This window comes from Candidatus Berkiella cookevillensis (genome assembly GCF_001431315.2).
Classification (GTDB): domain Bacteria; phylum Pseudomonadota; class Gammaproteobacteria; order Berkiellales; family Berkiellaceae; genus Berkiella_A; species Berkiella_A cookevillensis.
The window spans coordinates 183,065-202,356 of record NZ_LKHV02000001.1 but is presented as its reverse complement, the minus strand read 5'-3'; the positions used below and the strand labels follow the sequence as shown (position 1 = coordinate 202,356).

At 39.4% G+C, this 19,292-nt stretch carries 13 protein-coding genes; 3 read left to right on the top strand and 10 right to left on the bottom strand.

The window, feature by feature from the left end:
* Positions 1-58: 58 nt before the first annotated feature.
* Genes CC99x_RS00835 through CC99x_RS00820 form a run of 4 tightly spaced genes read right to left on the bottom strand, consistent with a single transcriptional unit; the run spans position 59 to position 4,801 of the window.
* The gene (locus CC99x_RS00835; RefSeq protein ID WP_057623251.1) at positions 59-652 is read right to left on the bottom strand and encodes a DUF502 domain-containing protein; all 594 of its coding nucleotides are present in this window, start codon (positions 650-652) and stop codon (positions 59-61) included.
* The gene (locus tag CC99x_RS00830; protein WP_057623250.1) at positions 649-1,641 is read right to left on the bottom strand and encodes a hypothetical protein; all 993 of its coding nucleotides are present in this window, start codon (positions 1,639-1,641) and stop codon (positions 649-651) included. Before CC99x_RS00830 ends, CC99x_RS00835 begins: the two co-directional genes overlap by 4 nt.
* Positions 1,642-1,645: 4 nt before the next feature.
* Complete coding sequence (locus CC99x_RS00825) at positions 1,646-4,117, bottom strand: ABC transporter permease (protein ID WP_057623248.1); 2,472 nt, start codon at positions 4,115-4,117, stop codon at positions 1,646-1,648.
* Between the two features lie 15 nt (positions 4,118-4,132).
* Complete coding sequence (locus tag CC99x_RS00820) at positions 4,133-4,801, bottom strand: ABC transporter ATP-binding protein (protein WP_057623245.1); 669 nt, start codon at positions 4,799-4,801, stop codon at positions 4,133-4,135.
* Between CC99x_RS00820 and CC99x_RS00815 the strand changes: the two genes are divergently transcribed.
* The 3 genes from CC99x_RS00815 (at position 4,794) to CC99x_RS00805 (ending at position 11,387) form a co-directional block, all read left to right on the top strand.
* On the top strand, positions 4,794-5,462 hold the full coding sequence (locus CC99x_RS00815; RefSeq protein ID WP_200953408.1) for an arylesterase: 669 nt from the start codon (positions 4,794-4,796) through the stop codon (positions 5,460-5,462). The genes CC99x_RS00820 and CC99x_RS00815 overlap by 8 nt on opposite strands.
* A 161-nt stretch (positions 5,463-5,623) precedes the next feature.
* On the top strand, positions 5,624-10,690 hold the full coding sequence (locus CC99x_RS00810) for a hypothetical protein (protein WP_259596538.1): 5,067 nt from the start codon (positions 5,624-5,626) through the stop codon (positions 10,688-10,690).
* Between the two features lie 208 nt (positions 10,691-10,898).
* Positions 10,899-11,387: a hypothetical protein gene (locus CC99x_RS00805; protein WP_057625334.1), complete on the top strand. Its 489-nt coding sequence runs from the start codon at positions 10,899-10,901 to the stop codon at positions 11,385-11,387.
* Positions 11,388-11,692: 305 nt separating this feature from the next.
* Here CC99x_RS00805 and fba read toward each other — a convergent pair whose 3' ends face one another.
* The 6 genes from fba to CC99x_RS00775 all read right to left on the bottom strand — a co-directional run bounded on the left by fba (position 11,693) and on the right by CC99x_RS00775 (position 19,289).
* Positions 11,693-12,757: a class II fructose-bisphosphate aldolase gene (gene fba / locus CC99x_RS00800; protein ID WP_057625333.1), complete on the bottom strand. Its 1,065-nt coding sequence runs from the start codon at positions 12,755-12,757 to the stop codon at positions 11,693-11,695.
* A gap of 18 nt (positions 12,758-12,775) precedes the next feature.
* Positions 12,776-14,209 carry a pyruvate kinase gene (gene pyk, locus CC99x_RS00795; protein ID WP_057625332.1) on the bottom strand — a complete coding sequence of 478 codons (1,434 nt, stop codon included), beginning with the start codon at positions 14,207-14,209 and terminating at the stop codon, positions 12,776-12,778.
* A gap of 3 nt (positions 14,210-14,212) precedes the next feature.
* Positions 14,213-15,403 (bottom strand): phosphoglycerate kinase, encoded by a 1,191-nt coding sequence (locus tag CC99x_RS00790; protein WP_057625331.1) that lies wholly within the window; start codon positions 15,401-15,403, stop codon positions 14,213-14,215.
* 15 nt (positions 15,404-15,418) lie between these two features.
* Positions 15,419-16,432, bottom strand: a complete 1,014-nt coding sequence (gene gap, locus CC99x_RS00785; protein ID WP_057625330.1) for a type I glyceraldehyde-3-phosphate dehydrogenase — start codon at positions 16,430-16,432, stop codon at positions 15,419-15,421.
* 15 nt (positions 16,433-16,447) lie between these two features.
* On the bottom strand, positions 16,448-18,451 hold the full coding sequence (gene tkt / locus CC99x_RS00780; protein WP_057625329.1) for a transketolase: 2,004 nt from the start codon (positions 18,449-18,451) through the stop codon (positions 16,448-16,450).
* Between the two features lie 283 nt (positions 18,452-18,734).
* Entirely contained in the window at positions 18,735-19,289 is a 555-nt protein-coding gene (locus CC99x_RS00775) for a thioredoxin family protein (RefSeq protein WP_057625328.1), read from the bottom strand.
* Between the last annotated feature and the right edge of the window lie 3 nt (positions 19,290-19,292).

Here is a 19,292-nt window from a genome sequence, read left to right as displayed (position 1 = left end):
CATGCTTTTCTCTTCCTAACTACTTGAAGCAAGCGACATAGTGAAGGGAAAGCCTTAATTATGGCTTAGTTATTGTTGTTGGAGTACTAGACATGCCAGCTGTAATGACGAAACTCATTGCCTGATTAATCTCCCAATCAATTTTAATCAAATCCTTCTTAGGTATGGAAACCATAAGACCACCAATCTGATAACTTAAGGGGATATAAACCAAACAATTTGCCTCTCCACCCAAGTCCTGTGGCAAATCTGTCAAATTATCTCTGGTCACAAAGCCGATTGCTTGCCCTAAAGCAGTATTCACTAAGACAGCGTATTGTGCTTGAGTTTGTTTTGATTTATCAAAGAAATTCACAAAGTCTTTGACTGCGTTATAAATCACCTTAATGCCAGGTATTTTATTAACAATGGATTCTGCAAAATGATAAATTGTCTTAATCAACCAAGCATTCACCAAGATGCCGATGACAAAAACTAATAAAACACCAACAATAATACCCAAACCATCAAAATAGTACTGTGGTGGAATAATATATTGAATAAACCTTCCAAAAAAAACCTCAATGCTTCTAAAAACCCATACAACAACAGCAAAAGTCACGACAATAGGTACAAAAGCCTGTAAGCCACTCCAAAATATTCTTTTAATCATGTTACTTCCTCGTGAATACGTTTGTTAAATTTCATTTTTCTGCCTTGCATGATGGATTGCTGCGTTGGCTTATCAAAAGCCACTTTTAATTGTGTGAGGAGATCTTTTTGCTCTCGCATGAGTTGATATTGCGTTAATACGCCTTTTTGCGAAAGCTCTGAAAGTGTAGGATCACGTTCTAATTTTTGGCGCAACTCATCATGACACTTATCATGATAAGTTGCCATTTTTTCTAACTCATTTTGAAAAAGTGTGTGTATTTCTTGTTTCAGATATTCATTTTTTAATTCATAATCAACCGTACTTCTCAGTGTATAAGGCCACTGATGCGTTTTCCCTTGGTACACTGAAAACTTAGTTGTAATATCATAGATTCTGTTCACGCTTTGCCCAATACTGAGCAATACCATCATCCCATACGCCGCTGCTAAGGGTAATAACCACGTTGCTAATAACGGGCTAATCGCCAATGCGGGCGTTGCAAAATAATAAAAGCTAATGCTTGGCACTGTAAAGCCTGGTAAGCTAAAACTACCACTTAGCCAAGCGTAAGTCAGCAACGCACTCATTGCAAGCGCCCCCCATACAGCAGTACCACTGTATTGATTGACGACATCCATAGCATAATGGTATTCAAGGTTACGAATCTTTTGATTAAAAAATAAGCCGCCCAATATTCCTGGCATCAACGCAAGTAGCGCTATGCCGGCACCCAATAATGGACTAAGCACATAATGCGCAAGCCATATCGCAGGGGTCAGCAAACCATGTTGATTCATTTTTAAGCGTGTAGCAATATTTTCGCGATGAGATCTTGTAGAAGCACGAGGTGAAAGCTTTGTAAAGGGTTGCAATAATCCTTTTGGAATGAAAAGACTTAAACCCTCACCTAAATCCCAGCCAATATTAAATCCTGCGATTATCCAAGAGTTAAAAGCTTCAACACGTGTGTATGGCGGCGTTTGCGTAGGCTCAGCGCTTTTTATCATTGCATTACCCTGTCTGTCTTAAGATAAATAAAGGCGAAACTTTAAAGACTTTTCTAAATCCTAACCACCCCATCGTTGTTAATAATAAAAATCCAAATAAAGCACCAAACACAAACCATTTAGCACTGAATGAGTAATAAATATTGAAATAATCATAAGCAATATCATGCGCAATTAATTGTGCAAAAAGCCCTGCAGATAACCCACACAGCCCGCCCAAAAGGCCATATTCAATTAAAACCGTTTTTTGTATCAATCCCTTGGGAACACCTAGTATTTTTAACAATGCGCTTTCATGCATCCGCGCTTTTAACAGCGAGCGAATAATAATTTGCATCAGTAATAACCCTGTGAATAACATAAGCATTAATACAATATCAAGCGCATATGAGAATTGTCTGACGAGACTTCGCATCATATCTACCATTGCGTCCAAATCAATCAACGAGGCTTCAACAAATTCTGCTGTCAATGTATTTAATAAGGATCGTTTTTCTTTAGGCAAATGAAAACTACCAATATAACTGTGTGGAAAATCTTCCAGTATGCCGGGCGGAAAGACAACAAAGAAATTTGGATTAAAACTTTGCCAATGCAGTGTACGCAGTTGTGTCACTTTAGCCGACACACTCTTTGAATCAATCAGAAAAGATAATTCATCTCCTAATTTTATATTGCGTCGCGATGCAAAATTTTCTTCAATAGAAATCACAGGGCTGTTGGGCGCAACACTCTCCCATTCAACACCAGCAATCACTTGATTGTCTGAAGGTAATTTTGTCATCCAGGTCAAATTGATAGCTCGATTTAAACCAACAGGTGCAGCCTCATCTGAACGCCCCTCTCCCCATGTATTGACAGCGTTGCCATTAATATGCGTAAAAGTAGCTCTAATAACAGGATACAAATGTATTGCCTCTAAATTATTTTGCAAAAACCAATTCTCTAATTGCGTTACATCATCCTCTTGTATATTAATAAGAAAATAATTCGGTGTATTTTCCGGTAATTGTTGTTGCCATTTTGCCAAAATATCATGTTGAACAATTTCAATAAAAAGTAAAAAAGTAAAAATTAAGCTATAAATAATCCACTGCGTATGTCCAAGCCATTGCAGACGCAATAATCCCTGCACAGCCATTTTGAGTGTATAGCTACAAAAGGGCTTCACCCACGCCAAAGCACGCCACATTGCCCAAGCGATGGAAAAACTTATCGCCGTGATGATGAATAATTGCGATAAAATTCTCAAAGGAACTTCATATTCATCAAAAAGAGAAAGAATAACCGCAATCATGATAAAGACAATGACACTATAGTAGAGAAAAATAGATTTTTTAATGGGAATATAGGCTTGTTGCTTTATTTGTATGGCAGATACCTGTTTCAATGCAAGTAAAGAAGGCAGTGAAAAACCAACGACCAGGAGTACACCCAAGCACAATGTTAATCCAAAAACAGAGCCCCATCCTGCCATCAAAGAAATCGGCAAGGGTGAAAAATAGGGAATGATGCTTAAGATGCCTGTACCAATTAATGCTGTTAAACCCACAACAGCCAAAACAATCACAAATAGAACAGATAAATACAAACAGAGTACTTTATTAAAGCTGGCACCCAGTGTACGCATAATTGCCACAGCTTTGAATTGCTTTTTCGCATAGACATGAGCACAAATAGCAATAGCGATACTACTTAATAAAAGTTGAATAATTAAAACCACGGATAAATATTTATTGGCAATCACAAAGGGTCTTTCAAGCGTATCACGCCCCTTATCCACCGTTACCAATTTAAAGGCTGATTCGCTGATAAGCTGCGAATTAAGAAAGGCTTCTATTTGAGGCGCAGCGCCCTTAATAATCATTCTATAGTTGATCTGGCTGCCATCACGAACAACGCCCATCTTTGCAATATCAACCTGATTGGCATAGGCCAGCGGTGATAAAAAAGTGCCACGAGACAATAGTAAGGGATAGCTCTGCAATATACCTGTAACCATCAGTTCACTATTGCCAACGGAAACCTTATCACCCATCTTAAGATTAAATTCTGATAAAATTCTATCCGTCACCCATATTTCTCCCACAGCGGGTGGCGCGCGTACCGAGCGTTTTTTATTATCCTGCGTGGTAAGTATAATCTCTCCAATCAAGGGAAAGGGGCGATCAAATGCAGATATTTGCGTCAACAAGAATTTATCCTGCACATTCATCATGGTAAAAAATTCTGTATTCTGAGACCAATCAAGCTGCTGTGCTTTTGCATTTTCTATTACTGCAGGTTGTATAGGCATTGGCGACTCTAAAATCACACTGCCCCCCATTAAGTTCTCCGCACGATCGTGCAAATCAGAAGACAATCCTTGCAAAAGATTTGCAATTAAAAATACTATCATCAAGCCAATCATGGCGGCGACTGATAATATTTTAAGCTCAAATTGATAACATTCTCTTTTTATAAAATTTAAAATCATGATTCTGAAGATATCTTATTGTAGGTGTAATATTCCATGTTCAAGTCTGTAAACAGCACCGCAACGCTTTGCAACAGAAAGATCATGTGTCACAAACACAAGCGTGGTCTTGAATTGTGCATTCATATCAAACAGTTTGTCTAAAATCATACTACCCGCATTTTCATCTAAACTACCTGTAGGCTCGTCTGCAAACAATATTTTAGGCTCAATCGCAAATGCACGAGCAATTGCAACACGTTGCTGCTCGCCCCCCGAAAGCTGCACAGGATAATGATTCAATCTTTTTTCAAGTCCTACCTGGCATAGCATTTCTTGTGCCTTGATCTTTGGTTTTTTATATTTGGCAAGCTCAAGTGGTAACATCACATTTTCAAGTGCTGTTAAATGAGGTAATAAATCAAAACTTTGAAAGACAAACCCAACTTGCCCCAAACGCAATAAAGCTCTTTCATCTTCATTCAGCATGGTCATCTCTTTGCCAAGCAAAGAAATGCTTCCTGCGGAAGGCTGATCAAGACCTGCTAACAATCCTAGCAATGTTGTTTTGCCAGATCCGGAACTTCCAAGTATAGCAATTGTTTCAGATTGATTGACGCGCAAGTCTACTGCCTTTAATATGTCCAGTGTCTTATTATGAATTTTGATTTGTTTTGATACAGCAGCAACATTCAATATGGCCATTATTATGCATAACCTTTCTCAAGTGACTAAAATACACTCTAACGTAAAATGGCTCATCTGCCTATTAGCGTGCATATTTTCATTTAGCACATATGCTAACTCTAATCCTATCCTTATATTAGGTGATAGCTTAAGCGCTGCCTATCAAATTCCTGAAGAACAAGGCTGGGTTGCACTCTTAGCGGAGGAACTAAAAATCACCCACCCCAATTGGCAGGTACTCAACCATAGTATTTCAGGAGAAACAACGGCAGGCGGTAGACAACGACTACCTCACCTGTTAAAAGAGCATCAACCCAAAATTGTCATTATAGAACTCGGAGGCAATGATGGCTTAAGAGGTTTACCTATCTTAATGATCTCCAAAAACCTTGAATCAATGATTGAAATGTGTAAAAAAGCAGACAGTCAGGTTTTGCTCATTGGTATGAAATTACCACCAAACTATAGTGAAAAATATACCCAACAGTTCGAAAATATATATCGTCGCTTAAGCAAGCGATTCGACATTCCGCTACTACCTTTTCTACTCGAGAACGTGGCACTCGACAACGCACTTATGCAATCAGATCGCATTCATCCCACTGCAGATGCACAACCTATTTTACTTGAGTCGGTAAGGCCGGTGTTATTGCCCTTACTCTCTGATGCCGCTCAATAGACGATTTTTATCAAACCTTTTGTCTATTAAACCATACTCTTTGTCGAATAAGTTAATATATATCAATTGCTTAGCTATAAATTATTTGACATAAACCCATGCTATCTTTTACCATAACCCGTAATCTAGTTATCATACTATTAACTCCCTGAAGGTGATTCATGAGCAGTTCTAAAATTAAAAAAGAGTTACAAGCAGCAAGTCTAAACAACAAGCTTGAGCAAATGGGGCAAAATATTGCTAAAGCAATTGAAGATCTGTTCAATCCTCAAGCCAAACAACAAAGTACACACAGTGCTTCACATGAAGAGATGTTTGAAGATTCTTTTCCCTTACCTGTTTTTGCGCCCCCCGCAAGCAAAGGTATTGAACCTCTCATGTCACAAGGTTCCACCATGCCAATACATAGAGAGTATTTTGGTCAAGCAACAGCCCATTTTGAAGACACGCTCGCATTTTTAGGTCTTGATAATACCTTATTTAAAGGCTTTGATGTCTTTGATCTTACAACGGGCTTTATCGAACGCAAAGAAAATACAAAAGGCTTTGAAATACTCTCAGAAAAAGAACTCGGAAATAGCGAATCCCTTCGCTATGAATTCCCTATAAGTTTTCAAGACTTTTTACCTAAGCATGCACCTGTTCTTGCACAACCTAATGCACACGCACTTGATATTGCACATATAGCACCTGTTCTTGATCCTAATTCCGCAGATATAGATGCAGAGCTTGATAATGACATGGCAGGCATCTTTGATGATTTATTTGCAGATATAAATTCTGCAAGCAACGATGATGATATTCATTTAGAAGAAAATGAGGTCATTGATATCGGATTCGATCCACTTTTGCACGCAAGAGCCAATCTTGATGATGCTCAAGAACCTGGGGTTGATGCAAATCCTCAACCACCTATTGATGATGTACTTAATATGTTTGGCGGTGGCCACAGAGGTGGATTTAAAGTTAAGTTAAGAGAGCCTACTGCATATGAAGAAGAAGTGACGCACAGCAATAGCAATACTGTACACAGCAGCACAGAAAGCGACCTATCCTCTTTAGATGTTGATTTTAACGACCTCTATGAAGAATTTTCTGCTAGTAAAGAAAGCACTCATAGTTCTACAAGCTCAGACGACTTATTTGGCGATTTATTTGAAACAATATCGCATACATCAAAAACAATAGAAACTACAAGCAGCTTTGTATTTAATGATCTTTTTGCAGATATCCAAAGACCACCTGTACCTGAATTGAATGATTTATTTTCAACACCAAATCATGAGCGCATTACTGAAGAAGAAATGCATGAACTCTTTGGTTCTACTGATGGCAGCAGCCTGCGAGCATCAGGTAATATAAAAGATACGCAGCAGCTTATTGATGATACATTTGAGGAATTTGATCGCATTGTAGCAACAATCCCCAAAACAAGCACTAAAGCTAAAGCATCTACTTCACTTTTGGAAAGTGATCGTGGAGAAGATGCGGATGAATTATCTCGCCTTAAGCTGAACCCTACCATTCATGCTGATTTATCTGAAGAACAAGTAGATCCGCATACTTTTGACAGACCTCAATTAAGACCTGTCTCTACAGAAGCGCTTGATGACAGCACTGAACACTTAGATCTAGATGGCTTTACTTTTAATGACCTCTATACAAAGAAGAAAGATTCAAGCTCAAGTGCTGATGTCGATACCGATGAACGCAGCCATAGCTCTGATTTTGATGACACTTTCATGGCCAGTTCAGATCAAGATGATGTTGTTGATACCACTTTATCAACCAGTACACACCCCAAAGCTAAAGCATCTACTTCACTTTTGGAAAGTGATCGTGGAGAAGATGCGGATGAATTATCTCGCCTTAAGCTGAACCCTACCATTCATGCTGATTTATCTGAAGAACAAGTAGATCCACATACTTTTGACAGACCTCAATTAAGACCTGTCTCTACAGAAGCGCTTGATGACAGCACTGAACACCTAGATCTAGATGGCTTTACTTTTAATGACCTCTATACAAAGAAGAAAGATTCAAGCTCAAGTGCTGATATCAATGCCGATGAACGCAGCCATAGCTCTGATTTTGATGACACTTTCATAGCCAGTTCAGATCAAGATGATGTTGTTGATACCACTTTATCAACCAGTACACACCCCAAAGCTAAAGCACCTACTTCACTTTTGGAAAGTGATCGTGGAGAAGATGCGGATGAATTATCTCGCCTTAAGCTAAACCCTATCATTCATGCTGATTTATCTGAAGAACAAGTAGATCCGCATACTTTTGACAGACCTCAATTAAGACCTGTCTCTACAGAAGCGCTTGATGACAGCACTGAACACCTAGATCTAGATGGCTTTACTTTTAATGACCTCTATACAAAGAAGAAAGATTCAAGCTCAAGTGCTGATGTCGATACCGATGAAAGCAGCCATAGCTCTGATCTCGATGGCACCTTTATGGTTCATCCAGATATCGTTGATGCCACTTTATCAACCAACACACAGGCTAAAGCTAAAGCACCTACTTCACTTTTGGAAAGTGATCGTGGAGAAGATGCGGATGAATTATCTCGCCTTAAGCTGAACCCTATCATTCATGCTGATTTATCTGAAGAACAAGTAGATCCGCATACTTTTGACAGACCTCAATTAAGACCTGTCTCTACAGAAGCGCTTGATGACAGCACTGAACACCTAGATCTAGATGGCTTTACTTTTAATGACCTCTATACAAAGAAGAAAGATTCAAGCTCAAGTGCTGATGTCGATACCGATGAAAGCAGCCATAGCTCTGATCTCGATGGCACCTTTATGGTTCATCCAGATATCGTTGATGCCACTTTATCAACCAACACACAGGCTAAAGCTAAAGCACCTACTTCACTTTTGGAAAGTGATCGTGGAGAAGATGCGGATGAATTATCTCGCCTTAAGCTGAACCCTATCATTCATGCTGATTTATCTGAAGAACAAGTAGATCCGCATACTTTTGACAGACCTCAATTAAGACCTGTCTCTACAGAAGCGCTTGATGACAGCACTGAACACCTAGATCTAGATGGCTTTACTTTTAATGACCTCCATACAAAGAAGAAAGATTCAAGCTCAAGTGCTGATGTCGATACCGATGAAAGCAGCTATAGCTCTGATCTCGATGACACCTTTATGGTTCATCCAGATATCGTTGATGCCACTTTATCAACCAGCACACAGGCTAAAGCTAAAGCACCTACTTCACTTTTGGAAAGTGATCGTGGAGAAGATGCGGATGAATTATCTCGCCTTAAGCTGAACCCTATCATTCATGCTGATTTATCTGAAGAGCAAGTAGATCCGCATACTTTTGACAGACCTCAATTAAGACCTATTTCTACAGAAGCACTTGATGACAGCACTGAACACCTAGATCTAGATGGCTTTACTTTTAATGACTTCTATACAAAGAAGAAAGATTCAAGCTCAAGTGCTGATACTGACGTGTTTGATGGCCTGACGTTTAATTCTCTTTATGAAAATATCTCAAAAACAAGCAGCATGCCATCCCCCATTAATGTGCATGGTCTTTTATTAGCACTTGAAAAAATGAATACTGAAAAAGAAAGTGCATCTACTTCAAGTGCTCTTCAATCTCCCATTGAAGAGGATATGCCACTGCTTCCTAGTGTAATGCTCTCTAGTCGAGATTTGCATGCACATGAGCTGTCTTACATAAAAGAACAACTTGCTGGAGAAAAAAGTAGTTATCAAAGTGGAATCCAGGCAATTCATCAAAATTTAATGCAATTTAACAGCGTAAAATTGGAAATGACTACTTACTTAAAACTGCAGGCATCAGACTTAGAAAAGCAATCTGCTGAATACAAGAATATAGCAGAACTTATTGCGCTCTGGGATAAAATCGACACGAGTGCAGTGTTAGATTATCTCAACGAATCAATTAAAGTAGTCAATACCAATGGTGCAAACCAAATGTACTCAGCATTACAACAAGTAATGGCTGAAGCCGTTGATAAAACAAATGCTTATATTGAACAAGTAATGCTAGATGCTTCACGCAATAAAGTTCAGTTTTCTGAGGAAAACAATCCTTTAATGTCATTGCAAATTTGGTTTGAAAAAGCAAGCGGGATTATTGAGTCTGGCATAAAGCAAGCTGAACAGTACAAAATTCTAATTGGTGAAAAACTAAGAGTTGTACAACAATTAACCATAGATGATTTGGCAAAGAAATTTTTCAATGGGCCAATACTTTCTACAGAAGATGTGCTTTCTTCTAAGCCAAAATCTTCTACCTTAGAAAGTGCTGAAAATCAATTTCAAATTAAATCTAATACCTTTGTTGAGAAACAAGCCCAACAAAGTAAAGCTGAAATAAAAGTTGAAAAAGCACATGCTAATTACTTAGAGCAAACCCAAGCTGTTGCTGATAAGCTTGAAAAAGCATTGCCTTATAAAAAACCAGATACCTGGGGTGATTGGGCTAAAGTTATTTTAACTCAACCTGCTACCTTGGCGCATAGCATATTAAGCAAAAATGAGCCTTTAGATGCACACCAACAAGAAATACAACTTCTTAAAGAAAGTATGCAAAAAGCGCAACAGCAATTTGATTTTGCAAAACAAGATTTTAATGCTCAAATATCTAGTATTGCGAAAGAATTTCATGTTACAGATAACAGCAAAACTGTCATTGATTGGTTAACAATGAAGGCAGAACATCCTGATACCCTTGCTCAACAACAAAAGTGTATTGGCTACTTGCAAGATCTTGATCATAAAGCTGAAATTGCAAATTTATGGAAAGACGTTGCAGACCAGGCAGACACCGCCTTACAAGCGATTGATACTTATTTGGAGCAGATTGATATACTGAAATTAGCAAATTCAGCTTTAGTCGATGCTTATGGCGAATACAAAATGGCAGAGAATCATTTAGAAGCTGTTAAACAACAAGAGGCAGAACTTGCCGAACAACTTGAACGACAATTTGCATCTGAAGATCATACAAGCTTTGGTAGCAGCAAAGCAGCAAAAGATATGGATAGCTCATCAGATATCGAAACGCTTCTAGGTGAGGGCTTCACTTTTAATTCTCTTTATACATCATCAGATGACGACGCTTCTCAAGTTGATTTTAGCGTTCTCTTTAGTGGTAGCACCTACACGCCTCCAGTGGACGATCCTTTATTACTATCTAGCTCACTAGACAGCTTGTAGGTTTTAAGTTTTCCCCCTTGCCTACGGATAGGCTTTTGGCAATCCCCCCTCGGATTGCTTTTTTGCCCGATCTTTGATCGGGCTTTTTTTTGAGTACTCTATAATTTATGAGTTTTTTGTAAAACCTGTACTTTGCAAATTGTAGTTGGTAAACTGTCCGCAAATAGATATTAATAATAAATAGAAAGCCTACTAACCTTTTAAATCAATGCAACAAACAAATTTTCGACACTATTTTAAAATAGGATTTTGGTTTGTATCTTTAAGCACCTTGCTACTGATAGCCTATTGCTATCACCACTGGAAAAATATCAAGCTTGTTAATTTGCCTGTTACAAACTGTGATTTACGTGCGGGTCCTTGTGTTACAACCCTGCCAAATGGTGAAATGCTATCTCTTAAAATTACCCCAACCAATATGCCTGTTTTAACCTCGGTCATGCTTGAAGTCAAAACACAAGAATTACCTATAAAAAAAATGAATATTCATTTTAAAGGCAAAGAAATGGATATGGGTGAATTTAAATATGCATTGCAACTCAAGAAAAGTGGCTTATATACTGCACAAACAATCTTACCTACCTGCGTGCATGATGAAATGATTTGGCATGCCGTCCTGAAGGTTGATACAAAATCTGAACATTATACTGTACCCTTCATACTGGTGAATCAAAAACCAAGACCTATGCATTCTTAAAGTGCCACGTTTTCTAGTACTATTCGTAGCAATGAAACGATCTATTCATTTTATGCAATAAATTTTCTGCTTCCCATAGCATGTTTTCAGATAGATTGCTTCGCGAAACGCTCGCAATGACGAGTCTTAGAGGGCTTATCCGCTGAAATCGTCATTGCGAGAAGCACAGCGACGAAGCAATCCACAAGCAGTAATAAAAATAGATTATTTTGCTAGGTGCTCAACAACAGAGTTTTGTAGCACGAACAACAAATATGCATGATGAAAAAACACATATCTGTTGTTCGAAGTATAAAACGACAGACTTACTTCACTCTAGGATCTAATTCACCCTTCAAGTAACGCTCAGCCATTTTCTCTAACATAATAGGCTTAATTTTATCAGCCCAACCACTGGTACCAAATGCTTGGTAACGTGCAATACAAATTTCTTTCATTGCTTTGGTTGCTTCGCTTAAGTATTTACGTGGATCAAATTCTACTGCGTTGGTGCCAAAAAAGCGTCTTAAGGTGCCAGTCACCGCTAAACGTAAATCTGTATCAATATTTACTTTGCGCACACCATGTTTAATACCTTCTTGAATCTCTTCAACGGGTACGCCATAAGTCTCACCTAAATCACCACCATATTCATTAATGATTTTTAGCCATTCTTGGGGTACAGAAGAAGAACCATGCATTACTAAGTGTGTATCGGGAATAAGCGCATGAATGGCTTTAATGCGATCAATTGCTAAAATATCGCCTGTAGGAGGACGGCTAAATTTATAGGCACCATGGCTTGTACCAATTGCAATGGCCAAAGCATCTACTTTTGTTGCTTTTACAAAGCGAGCAGCTTCTTCCGGATCGGTGAGTAACATGTCATGCGTTAATACGCCTTCTGCCCCACTACCGTCTTCTTTGCCGGCAGTTTTGGTTTCCAATGAGCCTAAGCAGCCCAACTCGCCCTCAACAGATACACCACAGGCATGTGCCATTTCAACCGCACGCTTTGTAATTTCAACATTATATTCAAAGCTAGCAGGTGTTTTCATATCTTCTTTCAAAGAACCATCCATCATGACAGAAGAAAAACCCATTTGAATAGAGCGCTGACATACAGCAGGTGATGCACCATGATCTTGATGCATACAAACTGGAATGGTAGGAAATTCTTCAATTGCCGCTTCAATTAAATGCTTTAAAAAACGAGGGCCTGCATACTTTCTTGCACCAGCAGATGCTTGAACAATCACAGGGCTGTTTGTTTCGTGAGCAGCTTCCATAATTGCCCGCATTTGTTCCAGATTGTTCACGTTAAAAGCTGGCACACCGTAGTTGTGTTCTGCTGCGTGATCAAGTAATTGGCGCATAGTAATTAATGCCATCGTATTCTCCCAACAATATTAAGTGACGTTCTTTGCTTCTAAAATTTTTAAGGTATTCGTATTGCCACCAATACCAATGATATTCCCTTTTGTTAAAATAACATTATCCCCTTCTTTTAAAATCTTCATCTGAATCAATTTATCCAATGCGTATTTTGAAATATCCCAGGCATTAAACTGCGTTACATCAAAGTAGACGGGGTGCACGCCTTTAAAAAGCGTCATTCTTCTACAAGTTTCTGCATGTCGACTCATCGCATAGATAGGGATTGTTGAACGGATACGCGACATCAACAAGGGCGTTGAACCAGATTCTGTCAGTGCCACAATTGCTTTTATTTTAAGATGATTCGCAATATACATTGCAGCCATTGCAATGGACTCATCACTTCTTTCACATAAACTCTCAACACGATTACGTGCAGCTCTTGCAAATCTCTGACGTTCTGCTGCTTTACAAATTTCATGCAAGATAGCAACTACTTTGATGGGAAATTCACCTGAAGCTGTTTCTGCCGATAACATGACTGCATCTGTTCCATCTAAAATCGCATTTGCCACGTCGGATACTTCTGCGCGTGTGGGGATAGGATTCGTAATCATCGATTCCATCATCTGCGTAGCAGTGATAACTGCTTTATCAGATAAAGAGGCTCTGTTGATAATATATTTCTGAATACCAGGTAATTCAGCATAGCCTATTTCAACACCTAAATCCCCTCTTGCCACCATTACAGCATCTGAGGCTTCAATGATCTCATCAATATTTTCAATGGCTTCAGCTCTCTCTATTTTCGCAACAATATGTGCAGGGTTATTTTGTTCTTTTAATAATGATCTTGCATAACGAATATCATCGGCTGTCTTGGGGAAAGAAAGTGCGACAAAATCAATGGGTAACCCTGTAATGGAACGAATGTCTTGCTTGTCTTTCTCTGTAAGACTCGGCAATGAAAGACCACCGCCTTTTTTGTTCAGACCTTTAAATGGTAGCAATTTACCACCTGATATGACTTGGCAAATAACACGAGAACCTTGAATATCCTTAACAGACAAGGTGATCCTACCATCATCCAATAACAACTCATCGCCAACAACCACTTCTTTAGGCAATTCTGGATGATTTACACCGACACCATCGGTGTTTCCTGGATAAGTAATTGTAGGATCTAAAACAATGCTGTCGTTTTCCTGCAAATTCAAATATCTTTCTTCTAAGGCCTGGATACGAATTTTGGGGCCTTGTAAATCAACTAAAATACCAACGATCTTATTAAGCTCTGTGGCACATTCCTTTGCCAACAGAATCTTTTCTTTCTGTTGTTCAAAAGTACCATGAGATAAATTGATACGTAAAATATTAGCACCCGCTAATATTAAGTCTGTTATTTTTGATTTACTGTCTGTTGCTGGACCGAGTGTTGCAACAATCTTAGTGCGACGTGGTTTCATATATTATAACTTCACTGTATTAATATCGTTTATTTGTGCTTCACGTTCTTGTAAAGCGGTGATAACAGGTAATACTTTTCCTTCCAATACCTCTAAGAACGCACCGCCACCCGTTGAGATATAAGATATTTGCTTTTCAACACCAAATTGCTCAATCGCAGCAATGGTTTCGCCACCACCAGCAATTGAAAAAGCTTTTGATTTTGCAATCAATTGCGCAAGCGCACGTGTACCTGCTTGAAAAGCTTCTCGCTCAAAAACACCTAAAGGCCCATTCCACAAAATCGTTTGGGCAGACAATAAAATTTGCTCAAGAGAGACTATTGCCTTCGCACCAATATCAAATATTTTATCTGTATTTGCGAGTTCTGCTAAATTTTTAACTTGAGCACTTGGACTGTCAATACTATCTGCCACAACCACATCTTCTGGTAACCAAAGTGTTCTGCCTAATTGCGTGGCTCGATTTAAAATTTGAGTGGCCATAGGTACTAATTCTGGTTCAACCAGCGAAGCACCTACATTTTTGCCTTGAGCCAGCAGAAATGTATTTGCAAGTGCACCACCGACAATCATCACATCTACTTTCTCTATTAAATTAAGGAGTACATCTAATTTAGTAGATACCTTCCCACCTCCCACAATGGCGACTGTAGGTCGACGAGGATTATCCAGAGCTTGATTCAACATTGTGATTTCTTTGGCAAGCAAAGGTCCCATACAAACTTCATCCGCAAATTGAATCACCCCTGTCGTAGAAGCTTGGGCACGATGGCTCACACCAAAAGCATCAATCACAAATACATCACACAATTCGGCATATTGCTTTGCTAAGGCCTCTTTGTTTTCTGTTTCGCCTGCATAAAAACGAACATTTTCTAATAAGGCCACTGAACGTGACTTTAAGGACGGTAGTGGATCACCCAAATTAAATAAAGTTACTTTTTGCTTTAATTGCTCTGATAGGTAGTCAGCAATCGGCTGTAAGGTATATTGCTCATCACGCCCTTTGGGACGGCCAAGATGTGACATCAAAATTATTTTAGCCTCTTTTTCTTGCAAGAGTCTTACTGTTTCTAAAGCAGCATCAATACGTGCTGTACTTAAAATACCTTTTTCATCAAAAGGCACATTCAAGTCTTCTCTTAACAGCACAATTTTATTTTTGATGTCAATCTTGTCCAATGTAATCATACAATTCCCTCTTGTTTATTTTGCTTGCATCATTGCAATGGCAGTATCAATCATTCGATTTGAAAATCCCCATTCATTGTCATACCAAGAAAGCACTTTTACCAAATTACCAATCACACGTGTCTGGGTTGCATCAAAAATAGACGATGCAGGGTTATGGTTAAAATCAACTGAAACAAGCGGTGCATCTGAGTAAGATAAAATGCCTTTTAACTGTGTCTCTGATTCTGCATGTAAAATTTGATTGACTTCTTCTACCGTTGTTTGACGTTCTACGGTAATCGTTAAATCAACCACAGAAACATTAATGGTTGGAACACGTATTGCAAAGCCATCCAATTTGCCTTTTAAAGCAGGCAATACCAATCCAACAGCTTTAGCAGCACCTGTACTGGTTGGGATCATAGAATAGCCCGCTGCACGCGCACGTCTTAAATCTTGATGATACACATCAGTGAGAACCTGATCGTTGGTATAGGCATGCACGGTTGTCATTAACCCACTGATAATGCCTAATTTTTCATGTAATGGCTTTACCAATGGCGCTAAACAATTGGTAGTACACGATGCATTTGACACAATTTTATCTGTTGCTTTGAGCATTTGGTGATTCACACCATACACAATGGTTGCATCCACATCGCTTCCAGCTGGTGCAGAAATTAAAACTTTTTTTGCGCCAGCATCAATATGTGCTTGTGCTTTTTCTCGTGTTGTAAACATGCCAGTGCACTCTAACACAACATCAACACCAAGCTTTTCCCATGGTAAATTTGCAGGATTTCTCTCAGAAAAACCCTGTATTTCATCACCATTTACGATCAAACTACCATCATTTCCCGCAGAAACTTTGAAGTTAAATCGGCCATGTGCCGTATCATATTGCGTTAAATGAGCATTGATCGAAGCATCTCCCAAATCGTTAATAGCAACAATCTGGATATCCTTTTGACGATTAGCTTCATAGATGGCTCTTAAAATATTTCTTCCTATTCTACCGTAGCCATTAATTGCAACACGTATAGCCATGTCAATCCTCTCCCATTATCTTTTTAGTAAGTTTTCGGCTGCTTGAGTAATACTCACAACATCCAATCCAAATGCTTTGTATAATTCTTGATAAGGCGCTGATTCCCCATAATGATCGAGTCCAATCACAAGTCCATTACTACCCACCCAACGATACCATGGCATGGTTGAACCGGCCTCAACCGCAATACGTTTTGATATCGTACTTGGTAATACAGCTTCTTGATAAGCTTTATCTTGCGATTCAAATACTTCCATACATGGCATAGAAACAACACGCACCCCTCGTTGTTGTGCTTCTAATTGCTTGGCAACATCGATACAAATTGAAACTTCAGATCCCGTTGAAATTAAAATAATTTCAGGTGCTTTTTGTGTTTCATATAGAACATAACCACCGCAATGGATATTTTCTAATTGCGCGTTGTTACGCATTTGTGTAGGCACTGCTTGCCTGGTTAACATCAATGCACTGGGCGCTCTACGAGATAAAGCATCACTCCACGCCACAATCGTTTCAACTTCATCACAAGGACGCCAATTGTATAAATTAGGGGTGGCTCTTAACATGGTTAAATGCTCAATCGGTTGGTGCGTAGGGCCGTCTTCACCTAAACCAATAGAATCATGAGAAAACACATAAATACAACGCTGTTTCATTAAAGCGCTTAAACGAATTGCATTACGGCCATAATCTGCAAAAGTTAGGAATGTTCCACCATAAGGAATCAAACCACCATAAAGTGCCATACCATTTAAAATGGTAAACATACCAAATTCACGCACACCGAAATGTAAATAGTTTCCTTGCAAATGTCCTTTTTTCACTATCTCTGCTTGCTGAGTAATAGTGAGATTTGAACCTGTTAGATCTGCAGACCCACCCAGCATTTCTGGTAATATTTTAATGAGTTCATTTAATACATTTTCAGATGCTTTTCGAGTTGCAACAGGCGCCATAGCCGCTTGCGCTTTATCGATCAACTTATGCACAGTTTCTTTAAAATCTGCTGGTAATAACTTGGCAAAACGACGTTCAAATTCAGACGCTAGCTCAGGGAATTGCTTCTTGTATTCGGTATACAAAGTGCTCCACTCATTTTGTAAAGCCTGTCCTTTTTCTTGGGCATTCCACTGCTGTCTGTAATCTTCAGGAATCACAAACGGTGGATAAGGCCAGTCAATATTTTTACGCACTAACTCAATTTCAGCATCACCTAGCGGTGCACCGTGGCAACTCTCATCACCAGCTTTATTGGGTGAACCAAAACCAATCACGGTTTTGCAAATGATCAAAGAGGGTTTGCTCAGATCACTTCTTGCAAGATCGATGGCTTGCGCAATCTGTTTGGCATCATGGCCATCTACATTTTCAATGACTTGCCAACCATAAGATCGGAAGCGCGCCGGAGTATCGTCTGTAAACCACGTATCTACGCGACCATCAATAGAAATGCCATTGTCATCATAGAATACAACGAGTTTACCTAAGCCCAAAGTACCAGCTAAAGAACATACCTCATGAGAAATACCTTCCATCAAACAACCATCACCGCAAAAAGCATAGGTAAAATGATCGACAATCGGAAATCCATCACGATTAAAAGTATTGGCAATCATTTGCTCGGCAAGCGCCATACCCACTGCATGACCTAAACCTTGGCCTAAAGGGCCTGTGGTTGTTTCAACGCCAGGTGTACAACCATATTCAGGGTGCCCAGGTGTTTTAGAATGTAACTGACGGAAAGCTTGCAGCTCTTCCATCGGCAAATCATAGCCCGTAAGGTGCAACAATGAATACAGCAACATAGAGCCGTGGCCATTGGAAAGCACGAATCGATCACGATTGAGCCAATATGGATCTTTGGGGTTATGTTGTAAATAATCATTCCATAAAACTTCGGCTATATCTGCCATACCCATAGGGGCACCAGGGTGACCTGATTTGGCTTTTTGCACAGCATCCATACTGAGTGCGCGAATGGCATTGGCGAGTTGGCGGCGAGATGGGGTAGGCATTCGGACCTCATAAATTATTCAATTAGATAACATATTTTTTGCGATTGCCCGCCAATTATAACACCGCTTGCGCCTTGGCTTAAGGTATTAGATGAAACTTCTAACTATTTCAGCCGTATTTTATGAGGAGATTAGAGGTATTGTAGGGGACGACCATTGTGTCGTCCCGAAATAACATATAAACACGCTCAACAGATATCGGGACGACACAATGGTCGTCCCCTACAACTGAACCTCTTCTAACATGAGGGAACAGCAACTCTTCTTCATTCAAGGCAAAAGCTTAAGACTTCCACTTAATCGAACACCCCATGCTGGGGATCTGCTCAAATGGCCCTTTACCAGACATGGCAATCTGTCGCATAGCTAAAACCAACTCTGGTTTTGCATCTAAAGACGCAGGCTCGCGGCCACTGGCATCCAATCTACCCCGATATTGCAATAATAAGTTATTGTTGTAACCAAAGAAATCCGGGGTACAAACAGCGCCATATTCTTTCGCAACGGCTTGTGTTTCATCCCATAAATAAGGAAATGACAACTGCCATTTTTCTCCCAACAATTGCATATTTTCGAAACTATCTTCCGGATAAGTGTTTGCATCGTTGGAACAAATGGCAACCACGCCAATCCCTTCTTGCTGCAATTCTTTTACTTGAACCAGTAATCTTGGCAAAATGGCCTGCACATAGGGGCAATGATTACAAATAAACATCACCAACAAACCTGCCTCAGCCTTGCAACTTTCTAAGCTATGATACTTTCCATCTATTCCCAATAAATAAAAAGGCTTAGCTGGCTCATCAAACTTACATATAGGTGTCTCCACTCTCGCCATCAT